At 69.5% G+C, this 16,913-nt stretch carries 12 protein-coding genes; 5 read left to right on the top strand and 7 right to left on the bottom strand.

Annotation, left to right across the window (positions count from 1 at the left end; genetic code table 11):
- Nucleotides 1-8: 8 nt before the first annotated feature.
- Nucleotides 9-2,822: a M16 family metallopeptidase gene (locus ACYVBS_RS04720; protein WP_460822114.1), complete on the top strand. Its 2,814-nt coding sequence runs from the start codon at nucleotides 9-11 to the stop codon at nucleotides 2,820-2,822.
- A 121-nt stretch (nucleotides 2,823-2,943) separates the two neighbouring features.
- Here ACYVBS_RS04720 and ubiB read toward each other — a convergent pair whose 3' ends face one another.
- The 4 genes from ubiB to oleC form a co-directional block, all read right to left on the bottom strand.
- Nucleotides 2,944-4,620, bottom strand: a complete 1,677-nt coding sequence (gene ubiB / locus ACYVBS_RS04715; protein WP_460822113.1) for a ubiquinone biosynthesis regulatory protein kinase UbiB — start codon at nucleotides 4,618-4,620, stop codon at nucleotides 2,944-2,946.
- A complete protein-coding gene (locus ACYVBS_RS04710) occupies nucleotides 4,617-5,285 on the bottom strand; it encodes a ubiquinone biosynthesis accessory factor UbiJ (RefSeq protein WP_460822112.1) in 669 nt (222 codons plus the stop codon). Before ACYVBS_RS04710 ends, ubiB begins: the two co-directional genes overlap by 4 nt.
- 127 nt (nucleotides 5,286-5,412) lie before the next feature.
- Nucleotides 5,413-6,414, bottom strand: a complete 1,002-nt coding sequence (gene oleD / locus ACYVBS_RS04705) for a 2-alkyl-3-oxoalkanoate reductase (protein WP_460822111.1) — start codon at nucleotides 6,412-6,414, stop codon at nucleotides 5,413-5,415.
- Nucleotides 6,411-8,114, bottom strand: a complete 1,704-nt coding sequence (gene oleC / locus ACYVBS_RS04700) for an olefin beta-lactone synthetase (protein WP_460822110.1) — start codon at nucleotides 8,112-8,114, stop codon at nucleotides 6,411-6,413. The genes oleD and oleC overlap by 4 nt, the downstream gene beginning before the upstream one ends.
- A 304-nt stretch (nucleotides 8,115-8,418) precedes the next feature.
- Between oleC and ACYVBS_RS04695 the strand changes: the two genes are divergently transcribed.
- Complete coding sequence (locus ACYVBS_RS04695; RefSeq protein ID WP_460822108.1) at nucleotides 8,419-8,787, top strand: YkgJ family cysteine cluster protein; 369 nt, start codon at nucleotides 8,419-8,421, stop codon at nucleotides 8,785-8,787.
- Between the two features lie 20 nt (nucleotides 8,788-8,807).
- Here the strand turns inward: ACYVBS_RS04695 and ACYVBS_RS04690 are convergent, their stop codons facing one another.
- The 3 genes from ACYVBS_RS04690 to ACYVBS_RS04680 all read right to left on the bottom strand — a co-directional run bounded on the left by ACYVBS_RS04690 (nucleotide 8,808) and on the right by ACYVBS_RS04680 (nucleotide 11,874).
- Nucleotides 8,808-9,719 (bottom strand): alpha/beta fold hydrolase, encoded by a 912-nt coding sequence (locus ACYVBS_RS04690; protein WP_460822184.1) that lies wholly within the window; start codon nucleotides 9,717-9,719, stop codon nucleotides 8,808-8,810.
- Between the two features lie 422 nt (nucleotides 9,720-10,141).
- The gene (locus ACYVBS_RS04685; protein ID WP_460822106.1) at nucleotides 10,142-11,065 is read right to left on the bottom strand and encodes a hypothetical protein; all 924 of its coding nucleotides are present in this window, start codon (nucleotides 11,063-11,065) and stop codon (nucleotides 10,142-10,144) included.
- Between the two features lie 71 nt (nucleotides 11,066-11,136).
- Complete coding sequence (locus ACYVBS_RS04680; protein WP_460822104.1) at nucleotides 11,137-11,874, bottom strand: glutamine amidotransferase; 738 nt, start codon at nucleotides 11,872-11,874, stop codon at nucleotides 11,137-11,139.
- Nucleotides 11,875-11,975: 101 nt separating this feature from the next.
- Here ACYVBS_RS04680 and glyQ point away from each other — a divergent pair, with 101 nt between their 5' ends.
- From glyQ to ACYVBS_RS04665, 3 genes are all read left to right on the top strand, one after another.
- Complete coding sequence (gene glyQ, locus ACYVBS_RS04675; RefSeq protein WP_460822103.1) at nucleotides 11,976-12,890, top strand: glycine--tRNA ligase subunit alpha; 915 nt, start codon at nucleotides 11,976-11,978, stop codon at nucleotides 12,888-12,890.
- 62 nt (nucleotides 12,891-12,952) lie between these two features.
- Entirely contained in the window at nucleotides 12,953-15,019 is a 2,067-nt protein-coding gene (glyS, locus tag ACYVBS_RS04670; protein ID WP_460822183.1) for a glycine--tRNA ligase subunit beta, read from the top strand.
- Between the two features lie 101 nt (nucleotides 15,020-15,120).
- Nucleotides 15,121-16,911, top strand: coding sequence for an autotransporter assembly complex protein TamA (locus ACYVBS_RS04665; RefSeq protein ID WP_460822101.1), 1,791 nt, complete (start codon nucleotides 15,121-15,123; stop codon nucleotides 16,909-16,911).
- Nucleotides 16,912-16,913: the final 2 nt, after the last annotated feature.

Genomic DNA, 16,913 nt, shown 5'->3' with positions numbered 1-16,913 from the left:
GAGGTTTCGTGTCGAAGTCTGGTCGTTGGAATCACCCGCTCGCCCTCGCCTGCGCCCTCGCGCTGGGCACGTCCTGCGCATTCGCAACCCCGGTCGCGACCGGCCAGGTGGCGCCGCCCAAAGGCGTGAACGCCGGACAGTGCGTCGAGGGCATCTGCGAATACAACTTGGCCAATGGCCTGCGCGTGCTGCTGTTCCCCGACGCCAGCAAGCCGACCGTCACGGTCAACATTGCCTATGGCGTGGGCTCGGTGCACGAGAACTACGGCGAAACCGGCATGGCGCACCTGCTGGAGCACCTGCTGTTCAAGGGCACGCCCAAGCACGCTGACATCCCCGGTGAGATGAAGAAGCGCGGTATCGAGAAAAACGCCACCACGTCGCTCGACCGCACCAACTACTTCGGTTCGTTCCCCGCCAATGATGACACCCTGGACTGGCTGCTCGGCATGGAAGCCGATCGCATGGTCAACGCCTTCGTCGCCAAGAAGGACCTCGACAGCGAAATGACCGTGGTCCGCAACGAGATGGAGCGCAACGAGACGGAACCCGCGCGCGTCCTGTTCCAGCGCCTGCGCTCCACGGCCTACCTCTGGCACAACTACGGCAACACCACCATCGGCGCGCGCTCGGACGTGGAGAACGTGCCGATCGAGCGGCTGCAGGCCTTCTACAAGGCCTGGTATCGCCCGGACAATGCGACCCTGATCGTGGCCGGCCGCATTGATCCGGCGGCGACGCTGGCGAAGGTCCACCGCCATTTCGGAAAGCTCGCGCGCCCGGCCAAGCCACTGCCGACCTTCCATACGGTCGAGCCGACCCAGGACGGCGAACGCGAGGTGACCGTGCGTCGCAGCGGCGACCTGCGCATCGTCGGCGTCGGTTACCGCGTGCCCGGCACCACCCACGCCGACACCGCCGCATTGGCCGTGCTGATGAACGTGCTGGGCGACACCCCGAGCGGCCGCCTGCACAAGGCGCTGGTCGACCGCAAGCTGGCCGCGGGCACCGGCACCAACACCGATGGCTTGCGCGAAGGCGGCATCGCCACCCTGTTGCTGGTCGCCCCCAAGGACAGCGACATCGCCAAGGCCGAGGCCGAGCTGCTGCGCCAGGTCGAAGCCCTGGGCGACACGCCGGTCAGCGCCGATGAAGTGGCGCAGGCCCAGCAACGCATCGCCAACGCGTATGAGCGCAACTTCACCAACGTCAACGCGGTGGCGATGGCGTTGACCGAAGCGGTGGCCTCCGGTGACTGGCGCCTGTATTTCCTGCAACGCGACAGCATCGCCAAGGTCACCGCGGAGGACGTCAACCGCGTCGCGCGCACCTACCTGCAGGCGAGCAACCGCACGCTGGCCCGCTTCGTGCCGACCGACAACGCGCAGCGCGCGGAAATCGCCGCTGCCCCCAGTGCGGCGGAGGTGTTGAAGGGTTACACCGGCCGCGCCGCCGTGGCCGCGGGCGAGACCTTCGACCCGACGCCGGCGAACATCGATGCGCGCACCCAGACCTTCGTGCTCGGCGACAAGCTGAAGGTTTCGCTGCTGCCCAAGGACACGCGCGGCGACGTGGTCACCGTGAACGCCAACTTCCGCTTCGGCAGCGAAGCCAGCCTGCGCGGCCGAGAGGATGCCAGCCTGGTGGGTGCGTTGCTGATGCGCGGCAGCAAGACCCTGAGCCGCGAGCAGATCGCGCAGAAGCTCACCGCGCTCAAGACCGAGGGCGGCGTCAGCGGTTCGGCACAGGGCGCCAGCATCTCGCTGCAATCCAAGCGGGACACCGTTGCGGACGCTTTGGCACTCGCCGCGGAGATCCTGCGCCACCCGGCGCTCCCCGAGTCGGAATTTGAACAGTTCCGGCTCCAGCTCGTGACCGGGCTGGAAGCGGCGCGCAAGGAACCTGCTGCCGTGGCGGGCGAGGCGCTGGCCACCCACTTCGAACCGTGGCCGGAGGGACACCCGCTGCGCGGCAAGACGCTGGAGCAGAGCCTGGCCGCCGTGAAGGCGCTCAAACTGGACGACCTGCGTGCGTTTCACCGCGACTTCTACGGCACCAGCGAAGGCGAGATCGCCATCGTCGGCGACTTCGACCCGGTGGCGATGAAGGCGCAGCTGGAGAAGCTGTTCGCGAGCTGGGTGTCTCCCCGGCCGTATGCCGCGATCGGAACCCGCCATGCCGACGTCGCCGCCCAGGCACGCCGCTTGGAGACCCCGGACAAGGCCAACGCCGTCGTGCTCGCGCGCAGCAACCTCTCGCTCAACGAGGCAGACGGCGACTATCCGGCGCTGGTGGTGGCCAATACGATCCTCGGCGGTGACCCGCTGAAGGCACGGCTGGGTGCGCGCCTACGCCACCGCGAAGGACTGACGTACAACGTGCGCAGCAGTCTCAGCGCGGACAGCAGCCGCCAGGGCCGCGACGATGCTGGCAACCTGAGCATCCAGGCAATCGCCGCACCGCAGAACGTGGCGCGGCTGGAAGCTGGGCTTCGCGAGGAAGTGGCGCGTCTGGTCAAGGACGGCATTACCGAGACCGAGCTCAAGGATGCGGTCAACGCCCTGCTGACCGAGCGTCAGCAGGCGCGGGCCGGCGACGGCACCGTCGCCGCGATCCTGGCGCGCAACCTGCACATGGGACGCACCATGGCGTGGTCGGCGGAGATGGATGCTCGCCTCAAGGCACTGACCGTGGCGGACGTGAATGCAGCCCTGCGCAAGCACCTCCGTCCGGACATGCTCAGCGTCTTTGCCGCGGGCGACTTCGCGAAGGCGGCCAGCACGTCGGCAGCCACCGCGCCGGCGGCGGCGAGCAGCCCCTGACCTGACGTGGCGATGACCTGGTAAAAAAAGCGGCGCGCGCCCCCAAGGCGCGCGCCGCGGTGTTCCGGTCATTTCAATTCAGCGCTCGGCGCAACCCAGCCCGCACAACGTGCGGTGCGTGCTACCGTCGCCGCGGCCACGCCGCCAGCAGTGCCCACAGGCCGCCCAGCCCGGCTATCCACGACGAGGCCGGCACCGACCACACGCGCGGCCCACCCGCTTCCAGCCCATACAGCACTGCCGCCACGATCAGCAGGCCGGTGCCCAGGATCGCGGCCACCGTGCGACGCTGTGCGTCCTTCACGGTACGCGTCAGTTCGGCCAGGTCGTGCGAACGCATCGACAGGTGGTGCTGTCCGGTGACCTGCTGGTCCAGCCAGGCATGGAGCAGGCGCGGCATCTCCGGCGCGTGGGTCACCAGCTCCGGCAGGCGCTTGCGGAACTCGCTGGCCAGCCGCTGCGGGCTGTAACGATCAAGCAGGATCTTCTCCAGCACCGGCCGCGCCACCGCCCAGAGGTCCAGCTTCGGATCGAGCAGACGGCCGACGCCTTCGATGTTGAGCAGGGTCTTCTGCAGCAGGATCAGCTGCGGCTGCAATGTCAGCTCGTAGCGCTGCGCGGTGCGGAACAGCTTGAGCAGCACCTCGGCCAGCGAGATTTCGCTCAACGGGCGGGTGAAGTACGGCTCGCACACTGCGCGCGCGGCCGCTTCCAGCTCGTCGATGCGGATGTGCGACGGCATCCAGCCGGCACGCACGTGCAGCTCGGCGATGCGGCGGTAGTCGCGGTTGAAGATCGCCATGAAGTTCTCGGCGAGGTAGTACTGGTCCTCGCTGGAGAGCTGGCCGACGATGCCGAAGTCCAGTGCGATGAAGCGCGGGTTCGCCTTGCGCGCCGGGTCGGTGTCCACCCAGATGTTGCCTGCGTGCGCATCGGCATGGAAGAAGTTGTCGCGGAACACGCTGGTGTAGAACACGCGCACGCCCTTGGCGGCCAGGGCGTGCCGGTTGATGCCCGCGGCATCGAGCGCGGCAATGTCATCGGAAGGAATGCCGTACACGCGCTCCATGGTCAGCACACGCTCGGCGGTGTGCGACCAGATCACCTCCGGCACGTACAGGTCGTCGCTGCCCTGCCAGAAGCGGCGCAGCACGCTGGCATTGCCGCCCTCGCGTTGCAGGTCGAGCTCGGCGGTGAGCGTGTTCTCGATCTCGGCCACTATCTCGCGCGGCCGGATCTTGTCGGCGCTGGGGTGGGTGCGCTCGACGATGCCGGCGATGGTGGTGAGCAGGGCGATGTCGCTGGCGATCTCCTGCTCGATGCCGGGACGCAGCACCTTGACCACCACTTCGCGCGCGGCGCTGTCGGCGGTGGCCGGCAGCGTGGCGGCGTGCACCTGCGCGATCGACGCCGACGCCAGCGGGGTGGTGTCGAAATCGATGAAGGCCTCGGCCACCGGGCGACCGAGCGCGGCTTCGACAATCCGGCGCGCGTGTTCGCCGTCGAACGGGGCGACGCGGTCCTGCAGCAACGCCAGTTCCTCGGCCACGTCCGGCGGCACCAGGTCACGACGGGTGGACAGGATCTGGCCAAACTTGACGAAGATCGGGCCGAGCTCCTGCAACGCCAAGCGCAGGCGCGCGCCACGGGACATCGCGGCGACTTCGGCCGAGGCACGCGGCACGAACGGGCGCGCAAGCTTCAGCCAACTCTCGACCAGTGTGTCGTCGAGCAGATCGTCGAGGCGGTAGCGCAACAGAACCCGACCGATGCGCCAGGCGCGCAACGCCGACTTCATGGCGTATCTCCACGGGCGGGCGCGGCGACACCCACGCGTTGCGCGAGGCGACCCACGCGCACGGTCATGCGCTCGACGTCGTCGCGCAGCGCATCGACATCGTCGTGGAAGGCGTTCAGTTCATCGCGCGGAACCACATCACGCGACTCCTCGGTGACAAACTCCGCGGCATTGGTGGCGAATGCGCCGGCCGCATCCTTGGCGTGGCGCAGCGCGCCGGCGATGGCATTGGCGACCTGCACGCCCAGGATGTCGCCGAACACGCGGGTGAACGGCTGCTGCCAGTCCGGGTCGAAGCGCTCGGCCAGGCGTTGCAGGCGGCGTGCGAGGTCGGCATCGCCCTCGATGCGCAACTTGCCCACCGGCGGCGCATTGTCGTTGCGCAGGAAGGGCAGTTGCGAGAGCAGCCCCCCAAGCGTGCTGCGCACCGACAGGTCGGGGGTGGCCGGGTCAAGCACCGGGCCGACATCAAGGCGGTCGCCATTGACCCGCACCTGAAGCGACAGCGGCGGCGCGGCGACGTGCAGCGCCACGCTGCGGCCATCGAGCGCGCGCAGGCCCTCGCGGGTCTCCGGGTCCAGGGCCAGCGCGCGGTTGAGCGCGGCCTCCAGGGTGCGGCCGGCGAGCGGCTTGAGCGAATCCAGCGGCGAGGGGCGGTCGGTCATGGCGGCATTCTACCGGTCCGACACAGTCCCGCCGTGAGGCCCCGTGGTCGTGGCCATGCCGTGGCGGACAATTCCGCCCCTGCCTTCGCCCAGCGCGGATCACTGCATGACGCCGCGCCCGCGCGATTCACTGGGCGGTGGACGCCCCTGCCTGCGCCAGCCGACGCAAGCCTTCTTCGAACGACACCGGTGGCACGTAACCAAAGTCGCGACGTGCCGGCGCCATGTCGTACCAGTGGGTGGTGGCCAGCTGCTCGGCCAGGAAGCGGGTCATCGGCGGCTCACCGTGCAGCGGCAGCGCATGCCACAGGCCTTCGCACACTGCGCCCAGGGCGTAGGCCACGCGGAACGGCACCGTGCCCGTGACCTCCGGCGCACCCGCGGCACGCAGCAGGCCATTGAGGGTCTCGCGCATGGTGCGTGGGTCGCCGTTGCTGATGAAGTACGCGCGCCCGGCGCAGGCGCTGCCAGGCGCCAGGTGCGCGAATGCATCGAAGTGCGCTTGGGCGGCGTTGTCGATGTAGGTGGTGTCCACGCGGTTGTTGCCATCGCCGACGAACCGCAGCCGGCCAGCCTTGGCACGCTCGACCAGGCGCGGCAGCAGCTGGTTGTCACCGACGCCCCAGATCAGGCGCGGACGCAGCGCCACGGTGCCCAATGTGGTGTCATTGGCGGCCAGCACCGCTTTCTCGGCGATGAGTTTGGTGGCGGCATACGGCGCCTTCAGGTGCTCACCGTAGGGCACGGTGTCGGCAGTGCCGCCTTCCACCGGATGAGTGGCGCGGTGGGTGACGCTGGGCGTGGAGGTGTAGACCAGTTTCGCGATGCGGTGCGCGCGGCAGGCTGCCAGCACGTTGTCGGTGCCGACGACGTTGGCGTCGTGGTAGCTCTGGTAGCTGCCCCATGCGCCGGCTTTGGCCGCGTTGTGGAAGATGGCCTCGCAGCCCTGCGCCGCGGCGATGACTGCGTCGCGCTGGGCGAGGTCACCGCGCACCTGCTGCACGCCGATGGCTTCGAGCGCGGGGTAGTGCCCGCGGTTGAAGCTGACCACTTCGTGCCCGCGTTCGCGCAGGCCGCGGCACAGCGCCTGGCCAAGGAAGCCGCCGCCGCCGGTGACGAGGATCTTCATGCAGGGGTTCCTTGCTGGGCGGCCCAGACGGCGAGCTTCTCGCGGCCGATCTTGGCGTTGTGGCGGATGTCCACCGGAAAGCGCTTGTGGCGCAGGAAACGACTGATGCGCGCGGTGTGCGGATGGCGCGCACCCAGTTCGCGCAGTTCGCGCTCGATGCCAGGCCAGTCGCGGGCGGGGACGCCTTCGGCCAGTTCGAAGCAGAGCACGGGATGCCGGTGGTCGCTCCCCACCAGTGCCGTGCGCCGCACCTGCGGGTGCACGTTGAACACCGGCTCGACCTGCTCGGTGTACAGCGGGCCTTCGGCAGTCTCGACCCGGTGCGACTTTCGCCCGCAGAACCACAGCCGGCCTTCGGCGTCGAAATAGCCTACGTCACCCATGCGGTGAACGACCCGCGTGTCGTCGCCGCCCTTGGCTTTGCTCGAAACGTCGTCACTCTCACAGAACGCTGCAGAACCGGTCGCCAGGCGCTCGCGGATCTTGGCCTGAAGCGTCTGCGCCTCACGGTTGAAATAGCTGTCGGTGGCGGTGGGGCCGGCGACAGTGATTTCGCCGACCTCGCCCACACCCAGCACACGCGCTTCATCCCACTCGGGGATGGCGTCGTCGGTGATGGCGATGATGCGCACCTCGTTGGGCGGCACCGGACGGCCAACGCAGGTGCCCGCGCCGGCCTCGGTGGCGGCGCGGGTGGCCTGCAGTTCCGCGCCTTCGATCACCGCCACCGGCAGGCATTCGGTGGCGCCGTACGGGGTCCAGAATTGCGCGCCGGCGGGCAGCAGCGCGCGCAGCGCCGCCACAGTGTCCGGCGGAACCGGCGCGCCGGCCGAGGTCACCCGCCGCAGCGTGGGTAGCGGCTGGCCGTGGCGTGCCAGCACCGCCATCAGCGCCGGCGAGCCGAACAGCTGGTCGACGCCAAAGCGGGCGATGGCGTCGTGCAGGCGGCGAGGATCGGCCTTCGCCGGGCGCGTCGGGTCCATGTCCGGGATCACCGAGGTCAGGCCGAGCGCCGGGTCGAACAGGGCGAACGGCGGGAACGTCGGCAGGTCCACGCCGCCCGGCTGCAGCCCGAAGGCGCGGCCGAGCAGCTCGATCTGCCCCACGAAGTGGCGGTGGCGGTAGACCACGCCCTTGGGCACACCGGTGGAGCCGCTGGTGAACAAAATCGCGGCCACGTCATCGGGAGCGGTATCGGCCAGTTGCGGGCCCGCGCCGGCGCCGGCCTGCTCCACCGCGGCCAGGGTCACGTCGGCCAGCCACGGGCGGCGTCCGGTGGTCACGCGGACCGTCGCCGCCTTGGCCCACCCCAGCAGGCGCCGCGCCAGGTGCGCCAGTGGGATGCCGATGAAGGCCTGCGGCTGCGCCTCGTCCAGGCACTGGCGCAGCGCGCGCTTGTCGATGCCCGGGTCGACAAGCACCGGCACCGCGCCGGCCTTGAACAGGGCGAACATCAGCAGGAAGAACTCGGGCGAGGGCCGCACCATCACCACGGTGCGGGTGCCGCGCGTGATGCCGTGGCGGGCGAGTCCCGCGGCGATGGCGTCGCTGCGTTGGTCCAGCGCGGCGTAGGTCAGGGCGACGTCGTAGCGCGCCAGGCCGTCCGGGCCGCGCGTGCCGGGGCAGCGCAGGGCCACCTGGTCGGGGCGCTCGGCGGCCAACCGCGGCAGGGCGGCGGCGATGTTGCAGGGCGGATTCATCCGTTCATTGTCGCCTGTCGGCCCCTACTTGCGCGGCACCCGGGACATGCCGAAAAATTCACCACCCGCCGGCAGCGCCTGCCCCTGCCTCGGACCGCACCGCCCGAGGCCCCTGGACGACAACCTCAGCTTCCCGTTCCCCACGGAACGGCGACGGGTGGGCGATCCCCGGCGCCGGGGATCCGGCGTGCACCCGGATCCCACACGCGCCGGGGCGGGCACCCCGTTCAGCCATCCCTGCTTGACCGCAACACCGCACACCCAAGCCCCGCTTGCCCCGCCCCCCAACCGCGCGCATCGACCGATGAACCACCCCTGCCTGACCTGCGGTGCCTGCTGTGCCTTCTTCCGCGTCAGCTTCCACTGGTCGGAGGCCGACCCGGCCATGGGCGGCGTCGTGCCCGTCGAATTGACCGAGCCGCTGCGCCAGCACGAGCGGGTGATGCGTGGCACCTCGCAGTCCAACCCGCGCTGCGTCGCGCTGGACGCCGACATCGGCCACTACAGCCGCTGCACGATCCACCCGGTGCGGCCGTCGGTGTGCCGCGCGGTGCCGGCGTCATGGGAGTTTGGCGAAGCCAGCCCGCAGTGCGACAAGTCACGCGCGGCGCATGGCTTGCCCGTGCTGACCGAGGCGGATTGGGAGGGGGTGGAGGAGCGGAATCCGCCGTGAGGTGGCCCGTCCGGCTTCCCTCAGATCGGGTGGCGCTCCAGGAATGCGCGAATGGCAGGCACCAGCGCCTCGTGCTTGTCTTCCAACACGTAATGGTTGGCATCCTCGAAGGCGCGTACCTCGGCGTTGGGCAGCGCGCGACGGAAGCCGTCAAGGAAGTGGCGGTCGAAGACGAAGTCTTTCAGCCCCCAACCGATGAACGCCGGGCGGTCCGCATACTGCGGCAGCGCGCGACCGGCCGCTTCGACCAGCGGCCAGGCACGATCGCCTTCACGTAGCGGAATGTCCTGCATGAAGCGCAGGGTGCTGATCGCGTTGCGCCAGCCGTTGTAGGGGGCGATGTAGCCGCGGCGCACGGAGGCCGGCAGGCTGCGCTCGGTGCCCAGCCATGCGGCGCCGCGCGCGAACAAGTTGAAGGCGCGGATCAGGAAGCCGCCGATCTTCGAGTCCCGACCCAGCGACAGTTGCCACGGCATGGGCTTGGCCGCCGGCAGCGGGAACGCCGCTGTGTTGAGGATCACCAGCCGCTTGACCTGCGGCATGTGCGACAGCGCCCAGCCGAAACCGACCATGCCGCCCCAGTCGTGCACCGCCAGTGTCACCGGCCCGGTGATGCCGAGGTGGTCCAGCAGTGCGGACAGGTCGTCGACGCGGGACTGCAGGGTGTAGTCGTAGCGCGGGTGCGCGCCCGGCGCATCGTCCGGCCGGTCGGACAGGCCCATGCCCACGTGGTCGGGCACGATACAGCGGTAGCTGTCGCGCAGACCCAGCACCAAGTGCCGCCAGTAGAAGCTCCATGAGGGGTTGCCGTGGAGCATGACCACGACCTCGCCATCACGCGGTCCCTCATCGATATAGCTCAGGGCGATGCCGGGGCGAACCTCGAAACTGTGGGGCTGGAACGGGTAATCCGGGAGCGGAGGCAGGGACATCGGGGCGAGGTCAGCGGTGAGGAGGGGCATTATCCCCTACTGTTGGCGAGCTTCAGGACCGCAATCCAACAAGCCCCCCGAAGCCCGTTTATCCGGCCCCACGTCTGAGCACGGCGGGCGCCGTCGACGGATTCGACGCCATCCAGCGTCTCGGCGACCAGCACGTCGGGCCCCAGCGGCGTGTGCAGCCGGAGCAGGCGATCGTGCTGACGGGGGCCAGCCGCGAACGCGGCCAGCACAGTTGCAGATAGCTCCATGGCGTTCCACCTCCGTGTGTCCGTCGCGATGCGCCTTGCGGCACCCTCGCGACCCTTACCCATCCCGCACTCCCTGTGCGGGGAAACGTGTCGGCCCGGGGCGCTGCCCGGGTGACCGTCACGTGTCGATCATAGGCGGTTCGACCCGAACCGGCGTGACCGGGTTTACAGCTCGATGTGCGTGTCCGTCGGCGCCACCGGCGGCGGCACGTTGCCGGCCACGTCGCCGGCCACGTCGCGCCAGATCTGGTACATCACGCCGAACATCACCACGTAGATGCCCAGCAGCAGCGCCAGGTACACCGGCAAAGCCAGCAGCATGCCCAGCACGGGGTGGACCAGGCTGCCGACCACCGCCAGCAGCGTCACCACGAGCCCGATCACCAGCGCCACCACGATCAGCGCGAGCACCGACAGCACCGCCAGCAACAGCAGCGGCAACAGGTTTTTCAGCGTGCCACCCAAGCCGTCCTTCAGCGCGCCGCCGAGGCTGCGGCCGGTGAGCGCCACCTGGCCAAAGCCGATCGAGTACACGCCACCCAGGAACACCGCGACCAGGAAACCCAGGCCCATCACCGAACCGAATCCCTCGGGCAACGCGGGCATGGCGTTGGGGTTGGGCGTGCCGCCGCGTTGTGACAGGGCCATCACCTGCATGTACCACTCGACGAACCCTTGGCCGACCAGCAGGATCACCACCGACGCCAGCACCAGGTACACCAGCACGAGCAGCACGCCGAACTGGACCAGGCGCTTGCCGCCTTGGCCGGCGCGGAACGGCGCCAGCACGTCGGTGGGGCTGGCCGGACGACCCTGCTCGGCGGCATGGATCACGCGGATGTAGCCCCCGACCAGCAGCGACATCAGCACGATCGAGGCCACGGTGGACGCACCCATCACCACCAGTTGCCCAGTCGTGCTGTCGCCCACGATGCCCAGCAGCATCAGCTGCAGCAGCCCGGGCAGCAAGGCGCCGATGGCCACCAGCACCGCGCCGCCGAAAATCGCCTTCGGGTTGTGTCGGCCAAGGTTGATGCCGCGCTTGAGCCACTCAAGGCCCGTCATCGGACCCATCGCACGTGTCGTCATGGAACTCGTTCCCCGGGGGAGCTGGACCGGCGCGCCCGCGCGCGCCAACAGCCACCATGCTACCCGAGCCGTCAGTGCCCCGACAGGGTGAGCACGTGGCGGACAAAGCGGCGCAGCACCCGGCGCGCGTGCGGGGTGGCGCTGACCTCTCGGGCCACGGTCTTGGGGCAGCGGCCTTCGCGCAAAAGGGCCTCGCTGCGCGCCTGCACGTAGCCGCGCATGTGGGTCGCGCTGAATTCGGGGTGGAACTGCAGGCCCCAGGCGCGCTCGCCCCAACGGAAGGCGTGGCAGGCGTCATGGTCGGAGCGCGCCAGCACGGTGGCGCCGGCCGGCGGGCGCAGCACGGTCTGCAGGTGCGTGGCCTGCGCCGGGAAGGTGGCCGGGAGGCCCGCGAACAACGGGTCATGGGCAGCACTGTCGTGCAGCGCCAAGCCAATGGTGCCCATCTCGCGGCCGGCGGGGTGGTCGGCCACCTCGCCCCCCAGGGCATGGGCCAGCAACTGGTGGCCGTAGCAGATGCCCAGCAGCGGCATGCCGGCGTGGGCGGCCTCGCGCAGCCAGTCGGCACTGCGTTCGCTCCAGTCGGCGCGGTCGGTGACCATCGCGCCGGAGCCGGTGACGAGCGCGCCGGCGAAGCCTTCACGGCGGGGCAGCGGCTCGCCGGCCTGCACGTTGACCACCACCGTGTCGTCGGCTTCGAGCCCGGCGGCGACGCGGATCCAATGCGGGAAGCCGCGGTGGCGGCGCATCGATGGCACCGGCTGGCCGGTTTCGAGGATCAGGAACGGGGTGCGGGAAGGCTTGGACACGACGACAGGCGACGATCAGGAAGGAATGCGGCGACACGGCGAAGGGGCCGCGTCGCCCTCGCCGCTATACTAGCCCGCCTTGTCGCGCGCATACCGAGACCATGGCCGCACCTACCTTCCAGGAACTCATCCAGCGCCTGAACGCCTTCTGGGCCGAGCAGGGCTGTGTGCTGATCCAGCCGCTCGACCTGGAGGTCGGCGCCGGCACCTTCCACCCGGCAACCTTCCTGCGCGCGCTGGGTCCGGAACCGTGGAACGCGGCCTACGTGCAACCGTGCCGCCGGCCGACCGATGGTCGCTACGGCGAGAACCCCAACCGCCTGCAGCGCTACTACCAGTACCAGGTGGCGATGAAGCCCTCGCCGCCGAACATTGTCGAGCTGTACTTCGACTCGCTGAAGGCACTGGGCGTGGACCCGCTGGTGCACGACCTGCGCCTGGTCGAGGACAACTGGGAGTCGCCGACCCTGGGCGCCTGGGGCCTGGGCTGGGAGGTGTGGCTCAACGGCATGGAGGTGACCCAGTTCACCTACTTCCAGCAGGCCGGCGGCATCGAGTGCAAGCCGGTGCTGGGCGAGATCACCTACGGCCTCGAACGGCTGTGCATGTACCTGCAGAACGTCGACAACGTGTTCGACCTGGTGTGGACCTACGGGCCGGACGGCACGCCGGTGACCTACCGCGACGTGTACCACCAGAACGAGGTCGAGCAGTCCGCCTACAACTTCGAGCATGCCGACGTGGCGGAGCTGTTCCACCGCTTTGACGCGTGCGAGAAGGAAGCGCTGAAGCTGATCGAGCTGGGCCTGCCGCTGCCGGCGTATGACCAGGTGTGCAAGGCCAGCCACAGCTTCAACCTGCTGGACGCGCGCCGTGCCATCAGCGTGACCGAGCGCCAGCGCTACATCCTGCGCGTGCGCCGCATCGCGCAGGGCGTGGCCGAGGCGTACTTCGCGCAGCGCGAGAAGCTGGGCTTCCCGGTGTTGAAGAAGGCCGCTGGCCAGGAGGCCGCGTGATGGCCTCGACGATGAAGGACGACGCAGGCGTGACGATGGCGGACAAGGAGCAACCCGTGGCGATGCAGCCGCTGCTGATCGAGCTGGGCACCGAGGAGTTGCCGGTCAAGGCGCTGGCCGGATTGGCGCAGGCATTCTTCGACGGCGTGATCGACGGGCTGCACAAGCGCGGCATCGCCTTCGACCGCGACGGTGCCAAGCCGCTGTACACTCCGCGCCGCCTGGCGGTGGTGCTGCCGGGCGTCGCGAGCGAGCAGCCCGAGCAGGCGTCGGAAGTGCTGGGGCCCTACCTCAACATCGCGCTGGACGCCGATGGCCAGCCGACCAAGGCGCTGCAGGGCTTTGCCGCCAAGGCCGGAATTGACTGGACCGCGCTGCAGAAGACCAGCGATGCCAAGGGCGAGCGCTTCGTGCACCGCGCGGTGAAGCCGGGTGCGCGTACCGCCGACCTGCTGGGCGAGATCGTACGCGAGGCCCTCGCCGGCATGCCCATTCCCAAGCCGATGCGTTGGGGCGCGAACGAGTATGGCTTCGCCCGCCCGGTTCACTGGCTGGTCCTGCTACTGGGCGATGACGTGATCGAAGCGGACGTGCTCGGCGTGCGCGGCGACCGCATGAGCCGCGGCCACCGCTTCATGCACGACAAGCCGGTCTGGTTCAGCACCCCCGGTGACTACGTGGAGTCGTTGCGCAGCGCCAAGGTCCTGGTGGACCCGGACGAGCGCCGCGCGCGCATCGTGGCCGAGGTCGAGGCGGCGGCGAAGGCTGCCGGCGGCAGTGCGCGCATCGACGCCGGCATCCTCGAGGAGGTCAATGGCCTCACCGAGTGGCCGAAGGCCGTGGCGTGCAGCTTCGAACGCGAGTTCCTGGCCGTCCCACAGGAAGCGCTGATCGCGACGATGGAAGCCAACCAGAAGTTCTTCCCCGTGCTGGATGCCGACGGCAAGCTCAGCGAGCATTTCGTCGGTATCGCCAATATCGAGTCGCGCGATGAGGCCGAGGTGCGGAAGGGCTACGAGCGCGTGATCCGCCCGCGCTTTGCCGACGCCAAGTTCTTTTTCGTGGAGGACATGAAGCAGGGCCTGGCGTCGATGAACGACGGCCTCGCGAACGTGACCTACCAGGCCAAGCTGGGCACCGTGGCCGACAAGGTCGCGCGCGTGGCCGCGCTGGCCGAGCGCGTGGCGCAGGCGGTGGGCGTGGACCCGGCGCTGGCCAAGCGCGCAGCCGGCCTGTCGAAGGCCGACCTGCAATCGCGCCTGGTCAATGAGTTCCCGGAACTGCAGGGCATCGCCGGGCGCTACTACGCGGCGGTCGCGGGCGAACCGCTTGAACTCGCCAACGCGCTGGACGAGGCCTACATGCCGCGCTTTGCCGGCGACGCCATCGCCCCGTCGCCGCTGGGCCAGGTGCTGGCCATTGCCGAACGCCTGGACACGCTGGCCGGCGGCTTCGTCGCGGGCCTGCGTCCGACCGGCAACAAGGACCCGTTCGCCCTGCGCCGCAATGCGCTGGGCCTGGCGCGTACGCTGCTGGAAGGCGGCCACGACGTGCTGCTGCACGAGCTGGTCGAAGCGGCGGTGGCGCTGCAGCCGGTCACCCATCCGGAGCTCGGCGCGCTGGACATCACCCAGTTCGTTTATGACCGCCTGCGTGGCTACTACACCGAGCAGGGCGTGCCGGCGGCGCAGTTCGACGCCGTGCTGAACGTGGTGCACGAGTCGCTGCCGGACTTTGACGCGCGCCTGCGTGCCATCGGCGAGTTCACCAAGCTGCCGGAAGCCGCTGCGCTGGCCGCGGCCAACAAGCGCAGCCGCAACATCCTGCGCAAGGTGGAAGGCACGGTGCCGACCGCGGTGAGCACCGCGCTGCTGACCGAGCCGGCCGAACGCGAACTGGCCGAGGCGGTGGATGCCGCAGTGGCTGACACCGACGCGCTCTTGGACGCCCGCGACTACGTCGCCGTGCTCGGCCGCCTGGCCCGGCTGCGCCCGCAGGTCGACGCGTTCTTCGACGGGGTGATGGTCAATGCCGACGACCTCGCGGTGCGCAACAACCGCCTCGCACTGCTGCAGCGGTTGAGCGACCGGCTCGGCAGCGTGGCGGCCATCGAGCAGCTGGCGATCTGACCTGCGACGACGCCGGCATGGGGCCCACCGCGAAAGGACTCGCGCCCGCCCGCCGTGCCGACGTTAATCACGCTTTGACGCGCCGTGGGTATGCTGCGCCGATGCCCCCCTCCGCCCGGACCGTTGCCTGCGCATTCCTGAGCCTGTGCCTGGCGGGCACGGCCCAGGCGGCCAAGGTCACCCGCGTCGACATCCGCGGCCTCGACGAGGCGATGACCACCAACGTGCGCACCTCGCTGTCGCTGGTCGATGCGATCGGCCGCGAGGTGTCCGGCCGCCGCCTGGGCTACCTGGTGCGCGAGGCTGAGACCGAGACGCGCGAGGCGCTGGAGCCGTTTGGCTACTACTCGCCCACCATCAGCGTCGAGCGCACGCGGGACGAGGAGGAGGGCAGTACCGAGGTGGTGATCAGCGTGCAGCCCGGCGAGCCGGTGCGCGTGCGTGACGCCACCGTGGCGATTGATGGCCCGGGCGCGGACGACCGCTATCTGGATCGCGAGATCGCCGCATTCACCCCGGCGAAGGGCGATGTCTTCGACCACGGCATCTACGAGCTCAGCAAAGCACGCATCACCCGCCGCCTGGCCGAACGCGGCTATTTCGATGCCGATTTCACCACGCGCCGGGTGGAGGTCACGCGCGCCGAGCACGCCGCCGACATCGACCTGCGCTGGGACAGCGGCGACCGCTACGACATGGGGCCGACCACCTTCGTGCAGTCGCCCAATCGCATCCTACGCGACGGCATCGTCGAACATTTCGTCTATTGGGACGAAGGCAGCTACTACCACCAGGGCAAGCTCGACCGCCTGCGCGAATCGCTGGCCAAACTGGATTACTTTTCCAGCATCGACATCGAGCCGCGGCCGCAGGATGCGGTGGATGGGCGCGTGCCGACCACAGTAACGCTGACGCCGGCCAAGCGTTCGATCTACATCGCCGGCCTGAGCTACGGCACTGACAGTGGCGCCGGCGTGCGTCTGGGCGTGGAGCGGCGCTACGTCAACGACCGCGGGCACAAGGCGCTGGCGCAACTGGACTGGGCGGTGCGGCGCAAAACGTTGACGGCGCAGTACCGCATTCCCGCCTTCGGCTGGATCGACGGCTGGTACACGTTCACCGCGCAGGCGGCCGACGAGCAGACTGACTACATCGACAACCGCCGCATCGAACTCATCGGCGCGCGCAGCGGCGAAATCAACGCCCAGTGGAATGCCGTGGCCTCGGTGCATGCGCTGCGCGAACGCTGGCTGTATGCGGCCGAACGACAGCCGCGCATCGTGGGGGGCGGCGGGTATCGGTACGGCACTTTCACCTACCCGTCGCTGCGCGGCGAATACCTGGACACCGACGACCGCCTGTACCCGCGCCGCGGCGTGGCAGGATCGGTGATGCTGCGCGGCGGGCTGGAAGGCGCGGGTTCGGACGCCAACTTCCTGCAGGCGCATGTGACCGCGCGCTTGTACCGCGGTCTGGGTGAGCGCAGTCGCCTGATCACCCGGGGCGAACTGGGGCACACCCTGACGGATTCGCTGGTCGACCTGCCGCCCAGCCTGCGTTTCCATGCGGGCGGCGACCGCAGCATCCGCGGCTACGGATGGCGCGAGGTCGGACCGCGCATCGGTGCCGACGGCGACAAGTTCCCGGTCGGCGCGAAGAACGTGCTGACGGGTAGCGTCGAGTACGAGCGCTATTTCAACGACGCCTGGGGCGCGGCGGTGTTCGTCGACAGTGGCAGCGCGTTCAATGATTCGCCCGACTTCCGCACCGGCGTCGGCATTGGCCTGCGCTGGCGCTCGCCGGTGGGGCCGCTGCGCATCGACATCGCGCGCGGGTTGGATGACCCGGACTCGGGCTTCCATCTGTACCTCAACATCGGCCCGGAGCTGTGAGC

Source organism: Lysobacter olei, from assembly GCF_054777355.1.
The sequence above is the reverse complement of the archived record's forward strand: the minus strand, read 5'-3'. Positions and strand labels throughout refer to the sequence as shown.

Excerpts from the sequence above, each read along its gene's own strand:
- ACYVBS_RS04695 (WP_460822108.1), top strand. The coding sequence starts at position 8,419 with ATGAACCACCCCTGCCTGACCTGCGGTGCCTGCTGTGCCTTCTTCCGC.
- oleD (WP_460822111.1), bottom strand. The coding sequence starts at position 6,414 with ATGAAGATCCTCGTCACCGGCGGCGGCGGCTTCCTTGGCCAGGCGCTG.
- oleC (WP_460822110.1), bottom strand. The coding sequence starts at position 8,114 with ATGAATCCGCCCTGCAACATCGCCGCCGCCCTGCCGCGGTTGGCCGCC.
- ACYVBS_RS04685 (WP_460822106.1), bottom strand. The coding sequence starts at position 11,065 with ATGACGACACGTGCGATGGGTCCGATGACGGGCCTTGAGTGGCTCAAG.
- ACYVBS_RS04665 (WP_460822101.1), top strand. The coding sequence starts at position 15,121 with ATGCCCCCCTCCGCCCGGACCGTTGCCTGCGCATTCCTGAGCCTGTGC.
- glyQ (WP_460822103.1), top strand. The coding sequence starts at position 11,976 with ATGGCCGCACCTACCTTCCAGGAACTCATCCAGCGCCTGAACGCCTTC.
- glyS (WP_460822183.1), top strand. The coding sequence starts at position 12,953 with ATGCAGCCGCTGCTGATCGAGCTGGGCACCGAGGAGTTGCCGGTCAAG.
- ACYVBS_RS04710 (WP_460822112.1), bottom strand. The coding sequence starts at position 5,285 with ATGACCGACCGCCCCTCGCCGCTGGATTCGCTCAAGCCGCTCGCCGGC.
- ACYVBS_RS04690 (WP_460822184.1), bottom strand. The coding sequence starts at position 9,719 with ATGTCCCTGCCTCCGCTCCCGGATTACCCGTTCCAGCCCCACAGTTTC.
- ubiB (WP_460822113.1), bottom strand. The coding sequence starts at position 4,620 with ATGAAGTCGGCGTTGCGCGCCTGGCGCATCGGTCGGGTTCTGTTGCGC.